At 63.9% G+C, this 15,605-nt stretch carries 26 protein-coding genes; 24 read left to right on the forward strand and 2 right to left on the reverse strand.

The window, feature by feature from the left end; all coding sequences use genetic code 11:
* Positions 1-119 precede the first annotated feature (119 nt).
* The 11 genes from HLH27_RS15710 (at position 120) to HLH27_RS15750 (ending at position 6,183) form a co-directional block, all read left to right on the forward strand.
* Positions 120-278: a hypothetical protein gene (locus HLH27_RS15710; RefSeq protein ID WP_182950994.1), complete on the forward strand. Its 159-nt coding sequence runs from the start codon at positions 120-122 to the stop codon at positions 276-278.
* 168 nt (positions 279-446) lie between these two features.
* Entirely contained in the window at positions 447-701 is a 255-nt protein-coding gene (locus HLH27_RS17140; RefSeq protein WP_246375949.1) for a hypothetical protein, read from the forward strand.
* Positions 702-734: 33 nt separating this feature from the next.
* The gene (locus HLH27_RS17145; RefSeq protein ID WP_246375950.1) at positions 735-926 is read left to right on the forward strand and encodes a hypothetical protein; all 192 of its coding nucleotides are present in this window, start codon (positions 735-737) and stop codon (positions 924-926) included.
* A gap of 553 nt (positions 927-1,479) precedes the next feature.
* Positions 1,480-1,806 carry a DUF736 domain-containing protein gene (locus HLH27_RS15720; protein ID WP_182950995.1) on the forward strand — a complete coding sequence of 109 codons (327 nt, stop codon included), beginning with the start codon at positions 1,480-1,482 and terminating at the stop codon, positions 1,804-1,806.
* Positions 1,807-2,020: 214 nt separating this feature from the next.
* Complete coding sequence (locus HLH27_RS15725; protein WP_182950996.1) at positions 2,021-2,305, forward strand: helix-turn-helix domain-containing protein; 285 nt, start codon at positions 2,021-2,023, stop codon at positions 2,303-2,305.
* Between the two features lie 11 nt (positions 2,306-2,316).
* Positions 2,317-2,595, forward strand: coding sequence for a DNA -binding domain-containing protein (locus HLH27_RS15730; protein WP_113596948.1), 279 nt, complete (start codon positions 2,317-2,319; stop codon positions 2,593-2,595).
* 132 nt (positions 2,596-2,727) lie between these two features.
* On the forward strand, positions 2,728-3,027 hold the full coding sequence (locus HLH27_RS16945) for a transcriptional regulator domain-containing protein (RefSeq protein WP_246375951.1): 300 nt from the start codon (positions 2,728-2,730) through the stop codon (positions 3,025-3,027).
* The gene (locus HLH27_RS15735) at positions 2,933-3,493 is read left to right on the forward strand and encodes a DUF2285 domain-containing protein (RefSeq protein ID WP_338029933.1); all 561 of its coding nucleotides are present in this window, start codon (positions 2,933-2,935) and stop codon (positions 3,491-3,493) included. The genes HLH27_RS16945 and HLH27_RS15735 overlap by 95 nt, the downstream gene beginning before the upstream one ends.
* Before the next feature lie 65 nt (positions 3,494-3,558).
* The gene (locus HLH27_RS15740; protein WP_182950997.1) at positions 3,559-4,269 is read left to right on the forward strand and encodes a hypothetical protein; all 711 of its coding nucleotides are present in this window, start codon (positions 3,559-3,561) and stop codon (positions 4,267-4,269) included.
* An 875-nt stretch (positions 4,270-5,144) separates the two neighbouring features.
* Positions 5,145-5,795: an STN domain-containing protein gene (locus HLH27_RS15745; protein WP_246375952.1), complete on the forward strand. Its 651-nt coding sequence runs from the start codon at positions 5,145-5,147 to the stop codon at positions 5,793-5,795.
* Positions 5,796-5,805: 10 nt separating this feature from the next.
* On the forward strand, positions 5,806-6,183 hold the full coding sequence (locus HLH27_RS15750) for a hypothetical protein (RefSeq protein ID WP_246375953.1): 378 nt from the start codon (positions 5,806-5,808) through the stop codon (positions 6,181-6,183).
* Between the two features lie 51 nt (positions 6,184-6,234).
* Here the strand turns inward: HLH27_RS15750 and HLH27_RS15755 are convergent, their stop codons facing one another.
* Complete coding sequence (locus tag HLH27_RS15755) at positions 6,235-6,429, reverse strand: hypothetical protein (RefSeq protein WP_182950998.1); 195 nt, start codon at positions 6,427-6,429, stop codon at positions 6,235-6,237.
* 77 nt (positions 6,430-6,506) lie between these two features.
* On the opposite strand from HLH27_RS15755, the gene HLH27_RS15760 reads away from it, so the two are divergent.
* Entirely contained in the window at positions 6,507-7,064 is a 558-nt protein-coding gene (locus HLH27_RS15760; protein WP_182950999.1) for a phosphate-starvation-inducible PsiE family protein, read from the forward strand.
* A gap of 470 nt (positions 7,065-7,534) precedes the next feature.
* Here HLH27_RS15760 and HLH27_RS15765 read toward each other — a convergent pair whose 3' ends face one another.
* Complete coding sequence (locus tag HLH27_RS15765) at positions 7,535-8,017, reverse strand: Hsp20 family protein (RefSeq protein WP_182951000.1); 483 nt, start codon at positions 8,015-8,017, stop codon at positions 7,535-7,537.
* 399 nt (positions 8,018-8,416) lie between these two features.
* On the opposite strand from HLH27_RS15765, the gene HLH27_RS15770 reads away from it, so the two are divergent.
* The 12 genes from HLH27_RS15770 to HLH27_RS15825 all read left to right on the forward strand — a co-directional run bounded on the left by HLH27_RS15770 (position 8,417) and on the right by HLH27_RS15825 (position 15,504).
* Positions 8,417-8,710: a helix-turn-helix transcriptional regulator gene (locus tag HLH27_RS15770; RefSeq protein WP_182951001.1), complete on the forward strand. Its 294-nt coding sequence runs from the start codon at positions 8,417-8,419 to the stop codon at positions 8,708-8,710.
* Entirely contained in the window at positions 8,710-9,774 is a 1,065-nt protein-coding gene (locus HLH27_RS15775; RefSeq protein WP_182951002.1) for a replication initiator protein A, read from the forward strand. Before HLH27_RS15770 ends, HLH27_RS15775 begins: the two co-directional genes overlap by 1 nt.
* Positions 9,771-10,409: a ParA family partition ATPase gene (parA, locus tag HLH27_RS15780; RefSeq protein WP_182951003.1), complete on the forward strand. Its 639-nt coding sequence runs from the start codon at positions 9,771-9,773 to the stop codon at positions 10,407-10,409. Before HLH27_RS15775 ends, parA begins: the two co-directional genes overlap by 4 nt.
* Entirely contained in the window at positions 10,406-10,597 is a 192-nt protein-coding gene (locus HLH27_RS15785) for a hypothetical protein (RefSeq protein ID WP_246375954.1), read from the forward strand. The genes parA and HLH27_RS15785 overlap by 4 nt, the downstream gene beginning before the upstream one ends.
* Entirely contained in the window at positions 10,594-10,836 is a 243-nt protein-coding gene (locus tag HLH27_RS15790; protein ID WP_182951004.1) for a ribbon-helix-helix protein, read from the forward strand. Before HLH27_RS15785 ends, HLH27_RS15790 begins: the two co-directional genes overlap by 4 nt.
* A complete protein-coding gene (locus HLH27_RS15795; RefSeq protein WP_182951005.1) occupies positions 10,833-11,330 on the forward strand; it encodes a DUF2840 domain-containing protein in 498 nt (165 codons plus the stop codon). Before HLH27_RS15790 ends, HLH27_RS15795 begins: the two co-directional genes overlap by 4 nt.
* Positions 11,327-11,869: a S26 family signal peptidase gene (locus HLH27_RS15800; protein ID WP_182951006.1), complete on the forward strand. Its 543-nt coding sequence runs from the start codon at positions 11,327-11,329 to the stop codon at positions 11,867-11,869. The genes HLH27_RS15795 and HLH27_RS15800 overlap by 4 nt, the downstream gene beginning before the upstream one ends.
* Position 11,870: 1 nt before the next feature.
* Positions 11,871-12,209: a DUF736 domain-containing protein gene (locus HLH27_RS15805; protein ID WP_182951007.1), complete on the forward strand. Its 339-nt coding sequence runs from the start codon at positions 11,871-11,873 to the stop codon at positions 12,207-12,209.
* Positions 12,196-12,897, forward strand: coding sequence for a lytic transglycosylase domain-containing protein (locus HLH27_RS15810; protein WP_182951008.1), 702 nt, complete (start codon positions 12,196-12,198; stop codon positions 12,895-12,897). Before HLH27_RS15805 ends, HLH27_RS15810 begins: the two co-directional genes overlap by 14 nt.
* A 246-nt stretch (positions 12,898-13,143) precedes the next feature.
* A complete protein-coding gene (locus HLH27_RS15815; RefSeq protein ID WP_182951009.1) occupies positions 13,144-14,853 on the forward strand; it encodes a relaxase/mobilization nuclease domain-containing protein in 1,710 nt (569 codons plus the stop codon).
* 88 nt (positions 14,854-14,941) lie between these two features.
* Entirely contained in the window at positions 14,942-15,214 is a 273-nt protein-coding gene (locus HLH27_RS15820) for a type II toxin-antitoxin system ParD family antitoxin (RefSeq protein WP_019086914.1), read from the forward strand.
* Complete coding sequence (locus tag HLH27_RS15825) at positions 15,211-15,504, forward strand: type II toxin-antitoxin system RelE/ParE family toxin (protein WP_182951010.1); 294 nt, start codon at positions 15,211-15,213, stop codon at positions 15,502-15,504. Before HLH27_RS15820 ends, HLH27_RS15825 begins: the two co-directional genes overlap by 4 nt.
* Positions 15,505-15,605 lie beyond the last annotated feature (101 nt).

Here is a 15,605-nt window from a genome sequence, read left to right on the forward strand (position 1 = left end):
CGTTCGACAAAATCGGCTCCCCCACCCACCGGCAAGCCGGTCGCCCAAGGGCGATCCGCGACCCGGTCCGTCCCCGCATGACCCGTCTGTCCTGTCTTCAAAACGAAAGGAGCAGGACAATGACCACGCTGTACGACACCATCCAGCAACTGCGCGCCGAACTCACCAGCTTCCATCTTACCCGCCGGGAGCGGGCGGCGATCGAGGCCGAACTCGCGGCGGCGATTGCCCGGCAGGCGGAACGCAACCGGGCTGCCGACGAGGAGGCTCCCGCATGACGCGGGAGCTTTCTGACCTTTGGGCGCGCGGCTCCGCCTGTCGGCTTGTGCTCCGTCCGCTGCCGTAACTTCCTGATGGAATCGCACACTCAAAGCGTCTATATTAGTCGTGCTCTGGGGAGGTGGTGGAAAGCGCGATCATCCAATTCTGTACAACGGAGATCGCAGATGGTTATCTTCGCGCCCTTCATCCTCCTGTCCGCTCTCGGTCTTTTCTGCTGGCTGATCTTCGTGGTCGCCGTTTATGCGCTGCCCTTCTATGTCGGGCTCAACGCCTTCTTCGGCGGCCTGCATACCGGCGCGGGTTATCCCGGCGCGATCCTGATCGGCATCGTCGCCGGCGCGGCGACGCAGGCTGCCGGGCAAATGGCGTTTGCGATGGTGCCCATCGTCTGGTTCAGGATGGCACTCGGCCTGCTCTAAACGGTTCCCGCCGTCATCGCCGGCTACTGCGCCATGCTCGACGTGTCGCAGCTCTGTGTCCCGTCCTCTCTCTGGCGGTATATCTTCGCCATGATCGGCGCGGTCCTTGTCGGTGGCACGGCCTGGGTCCGTATCGGCGCGGAACTCCCCCCTGCGACGCCGGCTCATGGCGAGGATGGCACGCTTCCCGGTCGCGCGCTGATCGATCCGACCGGCCAGGCATAGGCCGCGCCTCCCTGTTCCGGCCGGCATGGAGGCGATCGGGGCATCAAGGCCCCGGATCATCCGGCATGATCCTGACCGGGAACGCGGCCGCCCGGCCGGGAGAGTTTCCGCCACCGCCCCAGTTCCATCCGTCTGGCCCTCAGGCAACAGCAACCGGCACATTGCCCTGGTGTACTTCGTCAAAAGACGGGATCGCGCAGCGTCCTGCCGGAATCGCGTGGAGCCTGGCCTGTCTCTCCGCGCAACCTGACGGGGGAACACGCCGGTCAGCCACATTTCTCCCAGAGATGCTGTGAGGCAACGACCACCCCGTCCTCTCCTGGCCTGATCTGCCCGAGGTCGGCTTCGCCTCGATCGCCCTTGGGCAACGCCGTCGTCAGGACTTTCTTCCCCTGGCGCCAGGGCGCCATTCCTCGCGAGGCAAGAAAGTCCTGCCGCCGCCGTCCTGCGCGGTGCTCCGGCCCGCAAGCGGGTGCCCGGTCGCTCGCCCTCGGGCGGACGATCGCCATCGAGGCCGCGGTGGTCGCCGCCCGATAACAGCAGGAGAAGTCACATGGCCAACATCGGTTCCTTCAAGAAGGTCGGCAACGAGATCCAGGGCGAGATCGTCACCCTGTCCCTCCAGACGAAGAACGTCCGCTTCGTCGCCGAAGCCAACCGGAGCAACGACAACGCGCCCAGCCACCGGGTCTTCGTCGGCCGGATCGAAATCGGGGCGGCGTGGAAGAAGACCTCCAACGAGGGCCGCGACTATCTCTCGGTCAAGCTGGACGATCCGAGCTTCAACGCGCCGATCTACGCCAACCTGTTCCAGGACGAGGATGGCGAGGATTACAGCCTGATCTGGTCCCGGCCCAACGGGCGGCGCAACGGGGAGTGAGCCGCCTCGGCCCCGCCCGGCTCTCCGGGCGGGGTTTTCTCTCCCCCAGGAGACGTCGGTGGGCTCCAGCAAGGGACGGCACCGATCTCGGCGAGGACCAGCCGACCGATTCGGAACGCGGCGTGCCTTGAAAAAATAGGCTTGAACCACCGGTGTGCGACTAATATAGTCGTATTTCTGGTGTGCGCCCATCTCTTGTCGGATGTGATCGTGGATGATCACTGGCCGACAGGTACGGGCGGCGCGGGCACTCCTGAACTGGACGCAGGAACGGCTCGCCGAAGAAGCCCTTGTAGCATTGACCGCGCTGAAGCGTCTCGAATCCGAGCGCGGGCTCGGTGTCCATGAGGGCACGATCGACCAGGTCCGTCGCGCACTGGAGGCGGCGGGCATCCTGTTCATCGAGTCCGGACAAGGGCGCGGCGTCATGTTTCTTAACGAGACTTCCGGCACCGAAACGCGGCAGGGTAGGGGGCGTCGCGTTCGTTCCTCGACCTGATCGGCTCCCCCATGCAGAAGCCCCCGCTCGACCCGCCCGTCGCCGACAGCGCTCCGGAAGCGTCCTGTCTTACCGGCTATGACGAGCAGCATCTGATCACCTATCTCCGCCTGCTGGACGCCGAGGCTGACGGTGCCGACTGGCGCGAGGTCGCCCGGATCGTACTCCATCGCGACCCGGCGGCCGATCCCGAGGGCGTCCATCGCTGCTGGCACAGCCATCTGGCGCGGGCGCACTGGATGACCGAGCATGGCTACCAGCATCTGCTACGCGGCGGCGCGCCTCACTGACACCCGGGATCGTTGCGCAATGCGCAAGACCTGTTGCAGGACCGGGGCGTAGCGGGCAGCGGGACGGTCTGGCATACTCTCGCGAGCAAGTGCTTGCCCTGTTCCCACCCGTTACGCATTGGAGACGACGCCATGAGCCGCGCCACCTGGCGGTCGGCGGGCGCGTATGAGGGCCTGCGGTCGCTCGACGCCCCTGCCTTTGCCTTGCAGTTTGTCAGCCGTAACCACGACTTCATGCGCGAGCGGGCGACGCTTCAGCGCGCTCTGCGCCGAGGCGTCCTGATGCAGCCGGATGCCGAAGCGTTCGCCCGACGCTGGGGGTTGCGATTTCGAAAGTGTGCGCACTGCGCTGAACCCGCGCTCTGCCTTATGGACCGCTGCGGTGCTGCCGGGGGTAATCGCTCTGATGGATCTCCCGGCCGGTCTGGCTGATCCGGATCACCCGCCGCTTTCCACCATGTTCATCGGCTTGCCGGCGGGGCGAGTTGGTGAACTCCTGATCCAGCGTCGAGGTGTCGTACTTCGCCTGCATCTTGCCGCGCCTGGGATCGAAGCGGTCTCCGTCGTCCTGCCGCTCGACGCCCTGTTCGAGGTGCGTGTCCAGGTCGCGTTGCGGCTCTGGCGTGTACTGACTGACCGGCGAGCCGGCCCCGACCCGGTCAAACTTTCGCCGGAGCGGGTCAGTCGACTGATCCTGGCGCTCCGTGCGCTCGATGGGCTGGACGCCGGGGCGACGCAACGCGAGATAGCTGGCGTACTGTTCGGCCAGAAGGTTTCCGCAAGGGACTGGCTCTCCCACGATCTGCATTTCCGCATGAAACGGCTGGTGTCGTTCGCGCGAGGGCTGACCGAAGGAGGTTACCGGCGCCTGCTGCTGCATCCGTTCCGCGGGTGGTAGCAGATGGCGATTGTCTTGTATGTCGGCGAGAGCGGACAGTCCGGCGCCCGTGACGCGCCTGACGGATGACATCACCAAACAATGTCGGTGTTACAGAGCCGTTTGGCCTGGAGTTCATCCAGTCCCTTGCGGGCGCATTCTTCGCGCTCCATATTTCCGCCGTCGTCCGACACTGCTTATCAGACACGGAGGATTCCAAAATGCAATTTCGTCAGATGGTTCGGGGTGGTGCCGTGATCGCCGCGCTGGCTCTCAGCGCGGCCACGATGCCCGCATACGCACAGGGTACGGTGCGCGTCGTTGATGCGCAGGGACATCAGATAGGCATTCTGGTCCCGGTCCACAACATTTCCACTGTTCCAGCTATGCCTGACATCGCGATGTTCGATGCCCTCGATCGCATGATGGCGCGGGAGATGGCTGTCATGGAGGCGACCGACCGGGAACTGATGGCACAATTGAATCGCCCCTTACGTGCCGTTCCGGCTATCGATCGCGATGTGCCGAACCAGAGCATGTCCTGGCAAAGTGTCGAGATGGTCCACGTCGGGGGCCCGACGGCCTCATGCATCCAGACTGTCACGGTGACATCGGACGGTCAGTCGGCACCAATCGTTCATACCTCTAGCACGGGAGGTCAGGCCTGTGCGGCACTCACCGCGCCGTTGGCGGTCAAGGGATTCGAGCAGAGGGGGATGGACAGCCCGGTTCTCTTCCACGCCGGAGACAGGCATATGGCGGCTCCAGAGGGTGAGCACGGCCGAAACGCCCTGTAAGAGCAGCGGCGGTTCGGTGTTGCCGGGCCGCCGTAATGACGCCGTCCCAACTTTGGCGAGTCCAAGGGTGATCTACTGAAGCCTGGACGGGATATTTTATGTATTGTCGTAATTTTAAAGGTATATATTCTGAAAGACAGAATAATTATATAAAATATTTTATGGAAATCATGCTTGTTGCGGCCGGACGAGATCATCGCCTGCATATGTCCTGGCCTGCGCTTCGCTCCCCCTCTTGACGACGCAAAAATCTCTTCCAATCTTCCTTTCGCCAGACGCCACCGGGTCTGGCATCGGCTCCATGAGCAGAAACAACTGGGATCCATGTTGCTTTGATTGGAGGATGTGGATGTCGAAGCTGAAAGGGCTTTATTCTCGCTATCGCCGCTCCCTGCGCACGGCCGCCCGGAGATGGCGTAATCGACTGGAAGGAGACGTGTCATGGTAACGCGTCCCTTCTTTGGTGACGACCCGCTGGCACAGCGTGTCCTCCCCGTGCTCCGCCGTCTTGGTCATGATGGACGGGGCGTCACCCTGACGTCGCTGGTGGCCTATACGGGCATACCGGGGGTCAGACTCCGCGCCACGCTGGAGCGCCTGGTCCAATCTGGAGCGGTCATGCCCGCCGGGCGTGACCCCCTGGCGTCTGATCTCGCATTCCGTCTGCCCCTGCATGCAAGTGTCGCGCCGTCGCTTCCGGTCGCAGCATAAGGCGCGGGCAGCGCGCATTGAACCGGAACGCACCCTCCTCGGAACCGGGCAATCGTCCCCGTTTGGACGAACGCTGGAACGGGAGGGCAACTGTCGGTTGCGGGGTCTCTCGTTGAGAGGCCCCGCGTCCGAAGGCCATGTGCCGAAGCAGCGAGAGCAAGGAGATGTCGAGCCTTATCCATTTTCTCAACCTGGCGGCGCTCCAGCATTATTGGCGTAGCCGCGCCTATGCGTCCTGGGCGGGAGGAACGAAGCGGCCGATACGGTCATGCCCCGATCGAGAGACAGATCGGAAAGAACCGGCGTCCGATCAACCCGGACCTCTTCACAGGCGGGAAGCGCCACGCCTCGCTACCATTCTGGGCCTGATGCTGCCGTTCGGCTTCGCTGTGCCGGCCTGCGCTCACGCCCAGCATGATACGATCGCATGCGAGCGGGAGACGCAGACGATGGACATACCGTCCATGTCGTTATCCCGCGCCGTTCAGACATTTATCCACCAGACCGGATGTCCGGTTCTTGTCGACCCGACCCTCCTGGCGGGGCGCAATGCTGTGGCCGTGAATGGTTCCTTTACGCCGCGGGACGCCCTGGCGCACCTCTTCGGGGCCGCGCATGTGGACGTCACCGCCACCATTTCGGGCCTGAGCGTCAGTCCCATAGATGCCCAGGCATTGGCTTCGGGCAGCCCCCTGCATGACTCGGACGATAAAACAGTCGCCACGTCGCGGATGCTCCCCGGAGTATCGCAGGCGCGATTGAACGACGGCGCGGCGAAACCGCAACATCCGATCTCTTCTCGTGAGCCAGCCTGAGGAGTGCATCATGACCCTTCATGCTCATACACACGACAGAAGCGCGCCGCCCTCGCCATTCCAGGCGGATCTCGATCTACCCACCGTGCTGGCAGACTATCTCGGCGATGACGAGAAGGGGCGGGGATATATCGCCCTCATGCGTCGAGCGGCAGATCACGGGATTTATGACCGGATCGTCCGCTGGGGAACCTCGCCCAGGCCGGAAGCCACGACAGTGGCGGTGGTGCGGATGCTGCTGCCGTCGACGGACCGCATGCAAATGGCGAACATCCTTGGCATGTCGTTGGAAAGCCTCGAAGAGCGGCTGGCCCTCGTATTGCCAAGGGGCGTGCGAGATTATGCTAGGACATTGTCCTGCCGACTTCCCCACTGGCACCGCTTTTGAGCAAAGGCGGCACGAGCGGCAATGATCCTGCCGCTCGTCCAGAGCACGTGTTCAGTCGGAATGCGGATCTGCGTCCATGTCTGACGGGTCGAGAGGTTCGACCAGCCCCTCCTTGTCCGGGTCGATCGGCGGCTCTTCTTCGTCAGGAGCCGGCGCGGGGCGCGGGGGCGCCTCTTTCTTTCGGGCAGGAAGGGGAGGCGGCTCGAAGGGGCGATGACCGCCCATGATCCGTATCGGGTCGTGCATGGTGTCACTCTCCACCGAAAGGCCAGACGGAAATAATCAAGCATCAGAGTTTTCAGCACTTCGATCGGAAAACGGTTATGGAAGATATCTCCATGAAACGTTCCTGGCACGGCAGGGACTGGTCCCGCCTCATCAGGCTGTTCAGTGGTCTGACATTCTATGAGCGTTTCGAACAGGCGATTATTCTGATCCTGATCGCGCTCATCATGCTGGTCACGGCAACCGCGACGATTCATCTGCTTGGTGCGGTCTGGCATCTTGTTGTCGATGTCGGGATCGATCCCATCAACCAGAATATCTTTCAGGCGATTTTCGGTGCGATCTTCACCGTCATCATCGCCCTTGAGTTCAAGCATTCCCTGCTGGTCGTTCTCGCACAGCACGAGAATGTCATTCGGGTAAGAACCATCGTTCTGATCGCTCTTTTGGCTATCGCGCGCAAGTTCATTCTCCTGGACCTGCATGATGTGACCGCCAATGAACTCTTCGCTCTTTCGGCGGCTGTTCTTGCCCTGGGCATCGTCTACTGGCTGGTTCGAGAACAGGATGCGCGCGTTGCGCGCGATGCCAGGGAACAGGAACGTCTTGAAGAAAAAGCCGCATCACCGCGCATGGCTGGGAAGTCTTCAACCTGAATGAGGGAGGCAGGAGCGGCACCCATATGGCGCCGGCTCCTGCCGTGACTCGGACTACATCGCCCGCGACGAAGCCGTATCTCTCACCGTATCTAAGTCAGAAAATGTCAGACGGTCTGTGTCGATCGCTCTGAACGGCGGAATCGGTTGCCCGGGATAATAGACCGGCCCCTTATAATTCTGATCCAACTGGCTTTCGTTCAACCTGTCGACCAGCATATTGCCGGTGCCGTCCGCATAATGGCTACGAGGTTCACTTCCCCGGGCCATGGCGGCGGACCGTGCCGCGTCTGTGCTGGACGACCCTTGGATCTTTCGAACAAGATCATCGGCATGCGCACCCGGTTGGCTCAGCACAGGTAAAACCAGGACCGCACACCATAGAAAACCTCTCGTTCTTCTCATGCTCATGACCTTTCGAGACTTCCCCCGGCCTGCTGAATGACCGGGGGAAATTTTTCGTCATGCCATCAGGCAGCTTCTTTCTGCGCCTCGATCCGGGGCACATCCTCTCCGCGGCGTGCCGTGGACGACGTAATCGTGATACGGCGCGGTTTCATCGCTTCCGGTATTTCGCGCTTCAAAATGATGGACAGAAGCCCATTTTCGAAACGCGCATCCGTTACTTTCATATGCTCGGCCAGGTCGAAGCGACGTTCGAACTCTCTGCCGGCAATGCCGCGATGGATATACTCGGTCGAGCTTTGCTGTTCCGGCTCCTTTCGCCCTGTCACGATCAGAGTGTTTCGTTCCTGCGTGATCGCGAGGTCATTCTCGGCAAGTCCGGCCACCGCCATGTCGATCCGGTAATCATCCTCACCTGTCTTGACGATATCGTAAGGTGGCCAGTTATCGGCCGTCGGAATCCGGCTGGCGAGATCAATGGCGTTCAGCATTCTGTCAAACCCCACACTCGAACGGAACAGGGGGGCAAAATCAACCGTGGCTCTCATAGCCATATCCTCCTTCTGAGCAACATGGGCACAAGATCAATGCAACGTATGGCTGCATGCTGGCCCCTCTCGGCGGCCAGCGATCCTGATCTGGGTTTCCCCTTGATATGTTCAAGGGGCCGGAGGCGTTCAGGAATCTGGTTCCGTCCGTATCGGATTTTATCATTCTTCGGCCTCCCATTTTCTGCTCGCTCAGATCGCTTTGGACAAGGGAAGCCAGAATTCTGTCGGTCCCGCAGCCCCGTTCGATACGGTCCTCTCGCTATTTCCGGCTTGTCTAGGACCGATCTCGCCCCCCGGTGAGATCGGTCCTAGTCCCGGAAGACCCGGCTCCGCCACGCTGATCCCTGCTGGCCGCATCTGTCCCGCGGCCCCAGACAGCGAACACGGAGCCATCTCATGTCCGCCAATTACAGCGACCTGCCGCCGCGCTATCTGCGCACGCCCGACGCCTCGCGCTTCGTCGGACTTTCCATTCGCACCCTGGAAAAACATCGGATTTACGGCACCGGACCGCGCTACTCGAAGCTCGGCGGCCGCGTGGTCTATCGGGTCGATGAACTGCAGGCCTGGGTCGAGAGCGGAGCACGCGCCCACACCTCGGACACCACCGCCGGCACCGTGCCGGCGGCCGCACGGCAAAGCCCGCTGATCCCGCCGACACCGGCGACCTCACATGGGAACCGCCGCTGATGCGCACGTCCGACTGGAACCATTCCGAGCGCGCGAAGCTCGCGGTGTTCCGTGCCATCCCCGGCACACTCGCTCCGCGCGACGCGCAGGATCTGATGGCGTTTCCGTTCTTCAGCCTGTCCAAGGCATCGCGGATTGTACCGATCGATTTCCGGACTCCGGACGTCACAATCCGGGTTGAGACGTCAGCCGAACATGGCATGGCGACGATCTGGGATGCCGACGTGCTGATCTGGGCGGCGAGCCAGATCGTGGAAGCACGCGACGCGGGTCGTTGCACGTCGCGTCTGATGGTGGCGACACCGCATGAAATCCTGGCCTTCATCGGCCGGGGCGACAGCGCACGGGATTACCAACGGCTGGAAGCGGCCCTCGACCGGCTGCAATCCACCACGATCAAGACTTCACTGCGCCACGCCGGTGCGGGACAGTTGCACCGGTTTTCCTGGATCAATGAATGGAAGCGGCATACCACGCAGGAAGGCCGTGCCCGCGTGGTCGAGCTGATCCTGCCGGACTGGTTTTACCAGGCCGTGCTTGATGACGCGCTGGTGTTGACCATCGACCCAGCCTATTTCCGGCTGACCGGCGGAATGGAGCGTTGGCTCTATCGGCTGGTCCGCAAGCATGGCGGCCGCCAGCGTTCAGGCTGGAAATTTGATTTCCACGTCCTGCATCTCAAATCAGCCAGTCTGTCCCCCTATCGTCGCTTCGCGTTCGAACTCCGCGGCATCGTCCAGCGGCAGCCATTGCCCGGCTATCGTCTGGCGGTCGAGCGGACAGCTGACGGGCGTGAAATCCTGACCTTTTCCCACGACAAATTATCCACAGGGCTATGTGGACAAACTGTGAGTCCGTCCGTGCTATCGGGAACGCCCGAACCGGCGGAAGCCGTGATTTCGGGAACAGCGAAGCCGTGCTTATGTGAACAAAAATCGCCGAATCGCGACATTGAATCAGAGGGTTATGGCACCCTTAACTTAGAATCTAACGTAAAAGACTCTAACTTTAAAGATGTTGGCACCCCGCCCGATCTGTGGATAACCCCCGGAGAGGGGCGGTGATCGTGGCCTTCCTCAACCAGAAGGGTGGCGTCGGCAAGACCACGTTGGCGCTGCATCTCGCGGGCCAATGGGCTCGGGAAGGCCGGCGCGTGACGGTCATCGATGCCGACCCGCAGGGCTCGGCGCTGGACTGGTCGGCGCAGCGGGCGCGGGAGGGACTGCCACGGCTGTTCGGCGTGATCGGGCTGGCGCGCGATACGCTGCACCACGAGACGCCGGCCCTGGCTCAGGGGATGGATCACGTCGTCATCGACGGTCCTCCGCGCGTGGCGGCGCTGCTGCGCTCCGCCCTGCTGGCTGCCGACCTGGTGCTGATCCCAGCCCAACCGTCGCCGTTCGACGGCTGGGCTTCAGCCGAAATGCTGCGGCTGCTGGCGGAAGCACGCCTTTTCCGTCCCGGTCTGCTGGCCCGTTTCGTGCTGAATCGCTGCGCCGCGCGCACGGTCATTGCCCGCGAGACCCGGCTGGCGCTGGCCGGGCATGAACCGGCGGCATTGTCGGCGCGGATCGGCCAGCGGGTCGCTTTCGCCGATGCTGCACGTTCCGGCCGCCTGGTCTGTGACCTGCGTCCGCAGGGGATCGCAGCTCGTGAAATCGCCGCCCTGACGGCCGAGATCGGGAGGCTGGTGTCATGACCCTGCTGACCGGCGACAGCGCGCTCCTGATGCCCTGGCACGGCCCCTACGACATGATCCTGGTCGACCCGCCCTATGGCGATACGTCGCTCGCCTGGGATCGGCGCGTGGCGGATTGGCCGGGCAAGGCTCACGCCGCTCTGAGACTGCGTGGCCAGTTCCCGATCGGCGAAGGAATTTCGTCATGACGGAGCGTCGCATGCGGCCCGGTTTCGCGGCGCGTCCCGCCGACCCGGAACGCTGGGTCAAGGCGCCGGACAAGTCCGCGACCACCAACCGCTTTACCGTCCGGCTGACTATCGACGTCACGCCGGCGCTGCGCGCGCGGCTCAAGGTCGCGGCGTTCCAGCGCGGCATGACGGTCGCTGACATGCTGCGCGCGCTGCTGGCCCGCGAGTTCCCGGAGAACCCAGGAGACACGCCATGAACGTCACACCAAGGGTGGCTGCCGATCATGCGGCCGACACGCTCGCTCACGTCGAACTGACCTGGATCGAGAAGCGCATCGAGCATTGGATTCGTTTTGGTCGTGCCACGCATGAGCAGGTTCTCGATCGTCGGCGGCGGATACTGAGCTTTCCGCCGGACAGCGTGTTCGCGTTCCTGCGCTGGGCGGCGAACGATTACGGCACGGTGGTGTCCTGCATCGACATCGTGCGCGTCACCCGTCCCGGCGAGCCCTATCAGACGGTGCCGTTCGTGCGCCCCGGTGGCGAGAGCCTGCTGCGCCAGAGCGGCTGGCCGAAGGTCCGCCTGGCGCTGGAAGCAATCGATCGCATCGAGGCGACCGGTATCGACCCCGTCGACGTGGCCCCCGAGCATTGGCGGCATCTGCACAATCGGATGCTCTCCGGCCAGGCGTCCCGTCCCTACACACGCGACCGCCATGATGCCTGGCTGCGCCGGAGGGCGGTGTCATGAGCCGGCTTGGTTGGTTCCTCACCACCTATGTCGCGGTGATGGCGATCGTGCTGGGTGCGGTTTTCCGTCCGGCACCCCGGCTGATCTGGAACGCTACCGCCAGCACGCCGGTCGGGCTGTATCGCCTGTACTCGGTGCGCGGATTGCATGTCGGTGATCTGATCGCGATCCGGCCGCCGTCCGACATCGCTGAAATGCTGGCGCGCGGTCGCTATCTGCCGCTCGGCGTGCCGCTGCTCAAGCCGGTCGCGGCACTGCCAGGGCAACTGGTCTGCCGCATCGGCGTCGTCGTGTCGGTCGACGGCAAGGCGCTCGGGGAGGCACTCGCCCGCGATCATCGTGGCCGTCCGCTGCCGGTGTGGCAGGGCTGTCGGCACGTCCTGCCCGGCCAGATCTTCGTCATGAACCCGGCGGTCCCGACCAGTCTCGACGGCCGCTATTTCGGTGTTCTGCCGGTCGATGCGTTGCTCGGCCGCGCGCAGCCACTGTGGCTCGTGCCGTCACCGATTTCTCCCAACCTCAAGCAGAAACGAGGCTGACATGGCCCAGATCGGAACCTTTGTGCGTACGGCTGACGGCTTCGCCGGTCGCCTGCGCACGCTCGTCGTCGACGTCGAACTGACGATCGTGCCAGCGACTTCGTCGGACGCCGAGCACGCGCCCGACTATCGCGTCCACCTCGGTGACGCCGACGCGGGACCGGAGATCGGCGCGGCCTGGAAACGCACCGGCGAAAAGGCGGGCACCTACCTGTCGCTCGTTCTCGATGACCCCATGCTGGCGCAGCCGATCCGCGCCAATCTGTTCCAGTCCGACCGTCAGGGGCGTGCCTTTCATCTGGTCTGGAGCCGCCCGGTGAAGCGTGATGACCGGCGGTAAGAAGATTCGCGATCTTGTCGCGAACGCGCTGCTTGCAGTGCTGGTTTCCGTGTCATCCGTTCGCGTGGCGCAGGCTGATCCGTACGCCGATATGATCACGGAGGCGGCCAGGCGCGCGCGGATTCCGGCGTCATGGATTGCCGCCGTCCTGCATGCGGAGAGCCGAGGCGATGCGCGCACCGTGTCTTCGGCGGGTGCGATGGGGCTCATGCAGGTGATGCCCGGAACATGGTCGAGCCTGCGCACGTCGCTCGGGCTCGGCGACGATCCCTTCGACCCGCATGATAACATTCTGGCCGGTGCGACCTATCTGCGCTGGATGCGCGACCGCTATGGCGAGGCCGGGTTTCTTGCCGCCTATAACGCCGGTCCTGCGCGCTATGGCGAATATCTGGCGACCGGCCGACCGCTGCCTGCTGAGACGCTGAATTACGTCGCGTCGGTGAGCGCGCAGCTTGCTCTTCCACTCGCGGACGACATCACGATTGGCGGTCCGTTGGCACGATCCTGGCAGGATTCCTCCCTCTTTCCGGCGCCGTTCCTGCGCACAGGAAATGCCACCCGGCATGTCGGGAGCGCGCACGATCCGGTGCATACCGACGACGCCCGCCCGAGCGACTGGACGGCGCTCGCACCGCAATCGGCCGGGCTGTTCATCGCCTCCTGGGATGGGGAGGCGCGCCGATGAGTCCCGTTCCGGTCCATCGGGCGCTGGCGGGTCATGGGCGGCTTGGGGATGGGGTGCTGGGGGGAGACAGGCGACAGGCAGAAGGACGGCAAGGTAAAAGCAGCGCCCATTCGGGGCTGCATGTGGTTGGTTTGATTGGGGAATTTGTCCTCTCACCACGCACCGCCTGCAGCTGTCCGGGCATTTTTCCTAATCTTTTCAACGATCCGAGCGCCGTCAGGCGCAAATCGAAGCGGAGAGTGGGCTATGGCGACGCGCGATGACGGCCTGACTGTCCGGCCCGGACGCATCCGGCATGGCAACCAGGGCGCGCGTCCGAAGTCCTTCGTTGGCGAGGTCATGCGTGCCGCGAAGAAGGCCGGTCATACCGGGACCCGCTTCGGAGCGAGGGGCAGGGGAGGCGGCGGTGGTTCCCGTTTCGGGCGCGGGCGGCGCGCAGCACTCTCCATGCGGCTGCGCAGCAATGCCCGGCGTGTCGTGGTCAAGGCGCGGGTCGTCCGCCAGCAGGGCACGCGGTTTCGCTCCGCGCCGCTCGCCCGGCATATCGCCTATCTCAGACGCGAGGGCGTGACCCGCGACGGTGCCAAGGCCCATCTGTTCGATGCCGGGTCCGACGAAGCGGACAGCAAGGCCTTCGCGGAACGGTGCGAAGATGACCGGCACCATTTCCGTTTCATCGTCTCGCCCGAGGACGCGGCGCGGATGGAGGATCTGCGGGGCTTCGCGCGCGAACTGATGCAGGACATGGAGCGCGATCTCGGCACCAGGCTGGACTGGGTCGGGGTGGATCACTGGAACACCGACAATCCGCATGTCCATATTCTGGTGCGCGGGGTAGCCGATGACGGCAAGGATCTGGTGATCAGCCGCGCCTATATCAGCCAGGGCCTGCGCGACCGCGCCGCCGAACGGGTGACGCTGGAACTTGGCCCGCGCAGCGAGCAGGAAATCCGCACCGCCCTGGAAACCGAGATCGGCGCCGAGGGCGGCGGCATCGTCGATCTGCGGCCGGGCGCGGGTGCCGAAGACCCGCAACTGCGCCGCCTGCTGGTCGGAAGGGCGACCAAGCTGGAGGGGCTCGGCCTGGCCGAACGGGTCGGGGTGGCACGCTGGACCCTCAAGCCGGGGCTGGAGGCGACCCTGCGCGATCTCTCCATCCGGGGCGACATCATCAAGACCATGCACCGCGCCATGTCCGGCAGCGGGGCGGAACCCGATGTCGCGGGTTTCGCGATCCATGGCGAGACGCTGGCTGATCCCGTCATTGGCCGGCTGGTGGAGCGCGGGCTGGATGATGAACTCAAGGGTTCGGGCTACGTGGTGGTCGCCGGCACCGACGGGCGGTCGCATCATGTCCGCTTCCCCGATCTGGATCTGACCGGAGACGCGAAAACGGGTGCAATCGTCGAGACCCGAGCTTGGGAAGACGCGAAGGGCACTCAGCGCCTGTCGCTGGCGACGCGTTCGGACTTCACGCTGGCCGAGCAGGTGACGGCGCCCGGCGCGACCTGGCTCGACCGCCAGTTGCTCGCCAGGGATCCAGCCTTGGCCAATGTGGGCTTCGGGGTCGAGGTCCGTGAGGCGCTGGCGCAGAGGGTCGACCATCTGGCGTCCGAGGGCCTGGCGCGGCGGCAGGGCGAGCGGGCGGTGTTCGCGCCCGACCTGATCGGCACCTTGCGCCAGCGCGATCTTGATCAGGCGGTTGCCAGATTGGCGGTGCAGACCGGGTTGGAACACCGGCCCGCGAAGGAAGGCGAGATTGTCTCGGGGGTCTATCGCCACCGGGTCACGCTGTCCTCGGGGCGGTTTGCCATGGTGGATGACGGGCTGGGCTTCCAACTCGTGCCGTGGCGCCCGGCGCTGGAGCAGAAGCTCGGACGGCAGGTTTCCGGTACCATGTCGCCGGGTGGCGGCGTCGACTGGAATTTCGGACGGAAGCGCGGGATCGGGATTTGATGTCAGCTACTCGCCTGCAGGTTTTCGGCTGACAAAGCGGATACTTCATAAGTATGATAAAGTATGCTCGCTTGGGAGGAACCGCCTCATGTCCACAATCGAACGTATGACCATCACCGTGCCGTCCGAAATGGCCGCGATCCTGCGCCAGTCCGTCGACGGTGGTGAATACGCCTCGACCAGCGAGGTGGTGCGCGAAGCATTGCGCGAATGGATGCGCCGGCGCGATACCGACCGCCGTGATCTCGACGCCCTGCGGGAGGCGATCCGGCTTGGTGATGAGAGCGGGTCGAGCATCCCGGCCGAAACCGTCTTCGCCGAATTGCGGGACGTGATCGCCCGCCGTCGCGCGCAGGGATGAAACGGCTCGGCTTCGCTCCGGCGGCGCGTGCCGATCTTCTGGAGATCGCACTCTATATCGCCGAGGACAATCCCGAGCGGGCCATGAGCTTCGTTGCCGAACTGGAAGCGAAGGCCGCCGCTGCGGCTGAACATCCGGGGAGCTTTCCGGCGCGCGATGAGATCAGTCCCGGATTGAGGGTCGTTGTTCACGGCCGCTACCTGCTGTTCTTCCGCGAACTGGCTGATGAGGTACGCATCGTCCGCGTGCTTCATGGCGCACGGGATCTGCCACAGATATTCGACTCGTAAAGTCAGGGAGTTCCTTGGGATCGCGCGCAGCGGCCGTCAACGACGATAAACTTCGGCACCCTGGCGACGATCCGAGCGTGGATGCGATCATCAGGCGGAGG

The sequence above is a fragment of the Gluconacetobacter takamatsuzukensis genome (genome assembly GCF_014174275.1).
Taxonomy (GTDB): Bacteria; Pseudomonadota; Alphaproteobacteria; order Acetobacterales; family Acetobacteraceae; genus Gluconacetobacter; species Gluconacetobacter takamatsuzukensis.

Coding starts and splice junctions, on each gene's coding strand:
- HLH27_RS17145 (WP_246375950.1), top strand. CDS start 735: ATGCTCGACGTGTCGCAGCTCTGTGTCCCGTCCTCTCTCTGGCGGTAT.
- HLH27_RS17140 (WP_246375949.1), top strand. CDS start 447: ATGGTTATCTTCGCGCCCTTCATCCTCCTGTCCGCTCTCGGTCTTTTC.
- HLH27_RS15725 (WP_182950996.1), top strand. CDS start 2,021: ATGATCACTGGCCGACAGGTACGGGCGGCGCGGGCACTCCTGAACTGG.
- HLH27_RS16945 (WP_246375951.1), top strand. CDS start 2,728: ATGAGCCGCGCCACCTGGCGGTCGGCGGGCGCGTATGAGGGCCTGCGG.
- HLH27_RS15720 (WP_182950995.1), top strand. CDS start 1,480: ATGGCCAACATCGGTTCCTTCAAGAAGGTCGGCAACGAGATCCAGGGC.
- HLH27_RS15805 (WP_182951007.1), top strand. CDS start 11,871: ATGGCCCAGATCGGAACCTTTGTGCGTACGGCTGACGGCTTCGCCGGT.
- HLH27_RS15710 (WP_182950994.1), top strand. CDS start 120: ATGACCACGCTGTACGACACCATCCAGCAACTGCGCGCCGAACTCACC.
- HLH27_RS15815 (WP_182951009.1), top strand. CDS start 13,144: ATGGCGACGCGCGATGACGGCCTGACTGTCCGGCCCGGACGCATCCGG.
- HLH27_RS15760 (WP_182950999.1), top strand. CDS start 6,507: ATGGAAGATATCTCCATGAAACGTTCCTGGCACGGCAGGGACTGGTCC.
- HLH27_RS15740 (WP_182950997.1), top strand. CDS start 3,559: ATGACATCACCAAACAATGTCGGTGTTACAGAGCCGTTTGGCCTGGAG.
- HLH27_RS15730 (WP_113596948.1), top strand. CDS start 2,317: ATGCAGAAGCCCCCGCTCGACCCGCCCGTCGCCGACAGCGCTCCGGAA.
- HLH27_RS15810 (WP_182951008.1), top strand. CDS start 12,196: ATGACCGGCGGTAAGAAGATTCGCGATCTTGTCGCGAACGCGCTGCTT.
- HLH27_RS15785 (WP_246375954.1), top strand. CDS start 10,406: ATGACCCTGCTGACCGGCGACAGCGCGCTCCTGATGCCCTGGCACGGC.
- HLH27_RS15765 (WP_182951000.1), bottom strand. CDS start 8,017: ATGAGAGCCACGGTTGATTTTGCCCCCCTGTTCCGTTCGAGTGTGGGG.
- HLH27_RS15795 (WP_182951005.1), top strand. CDS start 10,833: ATGAACGTCACACCAAGGGTGGCTGCCGATCATGCGGCCGACACGCTC.
- HLH27_RS15745 (WP_246375952.1), top strand. CDS start 5,145: ATGTCGAGCCTTATCCATTTTCTCAACCTGGCGGCGCTCCAGCATTAT.
- HLH27_RS15755 (WP_182950998.1), bottom strand. CDS start 6,429: ATGCACGACCCGATACGGATCATGGGCGGTCATCGCCCCTTCGAGCCG.
- HLH27_RS15770 (WP_182951001.1), top strand. CDS start 8,417: ATGTCCGCCAATTACAGCGACCTGCCGCCGCGCTATCTGCGCACGCCC.
- HLH27_RS15825 (WP_182951010.1), top strand. CDS start 15,211: ATGAAACGGCTCGGCTTCGCTCCGGCGGCGCGTGCCGATCTTCTGGAG.
- HLH27_RS15750 (WP_246375953.1), top strand. CDS start 5,806: ATGACCCTTCATGCTCATACACACGACAGAAGCGCGCCGCCCTCGCCA.
- HLH27_RS15790 (WP_182951004.1), top strand. CDS start 10,594: ATGACGGAGCGTCGCATGCGGCCCGGTTTCGCGGCGCGTCCCGCCGAC.
- HLH27_RS15775 (WP_182951002.1), top strand. CDS start 8,710: ATGCGCACGTCCGACTGGAACCATTCCGAGCGCGCGAAGCTCGCGGTG.
- HLH27_RS15820 (WP_019086914.1), top strand. CDS start 14,942: ATGTCCACAATCGAACGTATGACCATCACCGTGCCGTCCGAAATGGCC.
- HLH27_RS15800 (WP_182951006.1), top strand. CDS start 11,327: ATGAGCCGGCTTGGTTGGTTCCTCACCACCTATGTCGCGGTGATGGCG.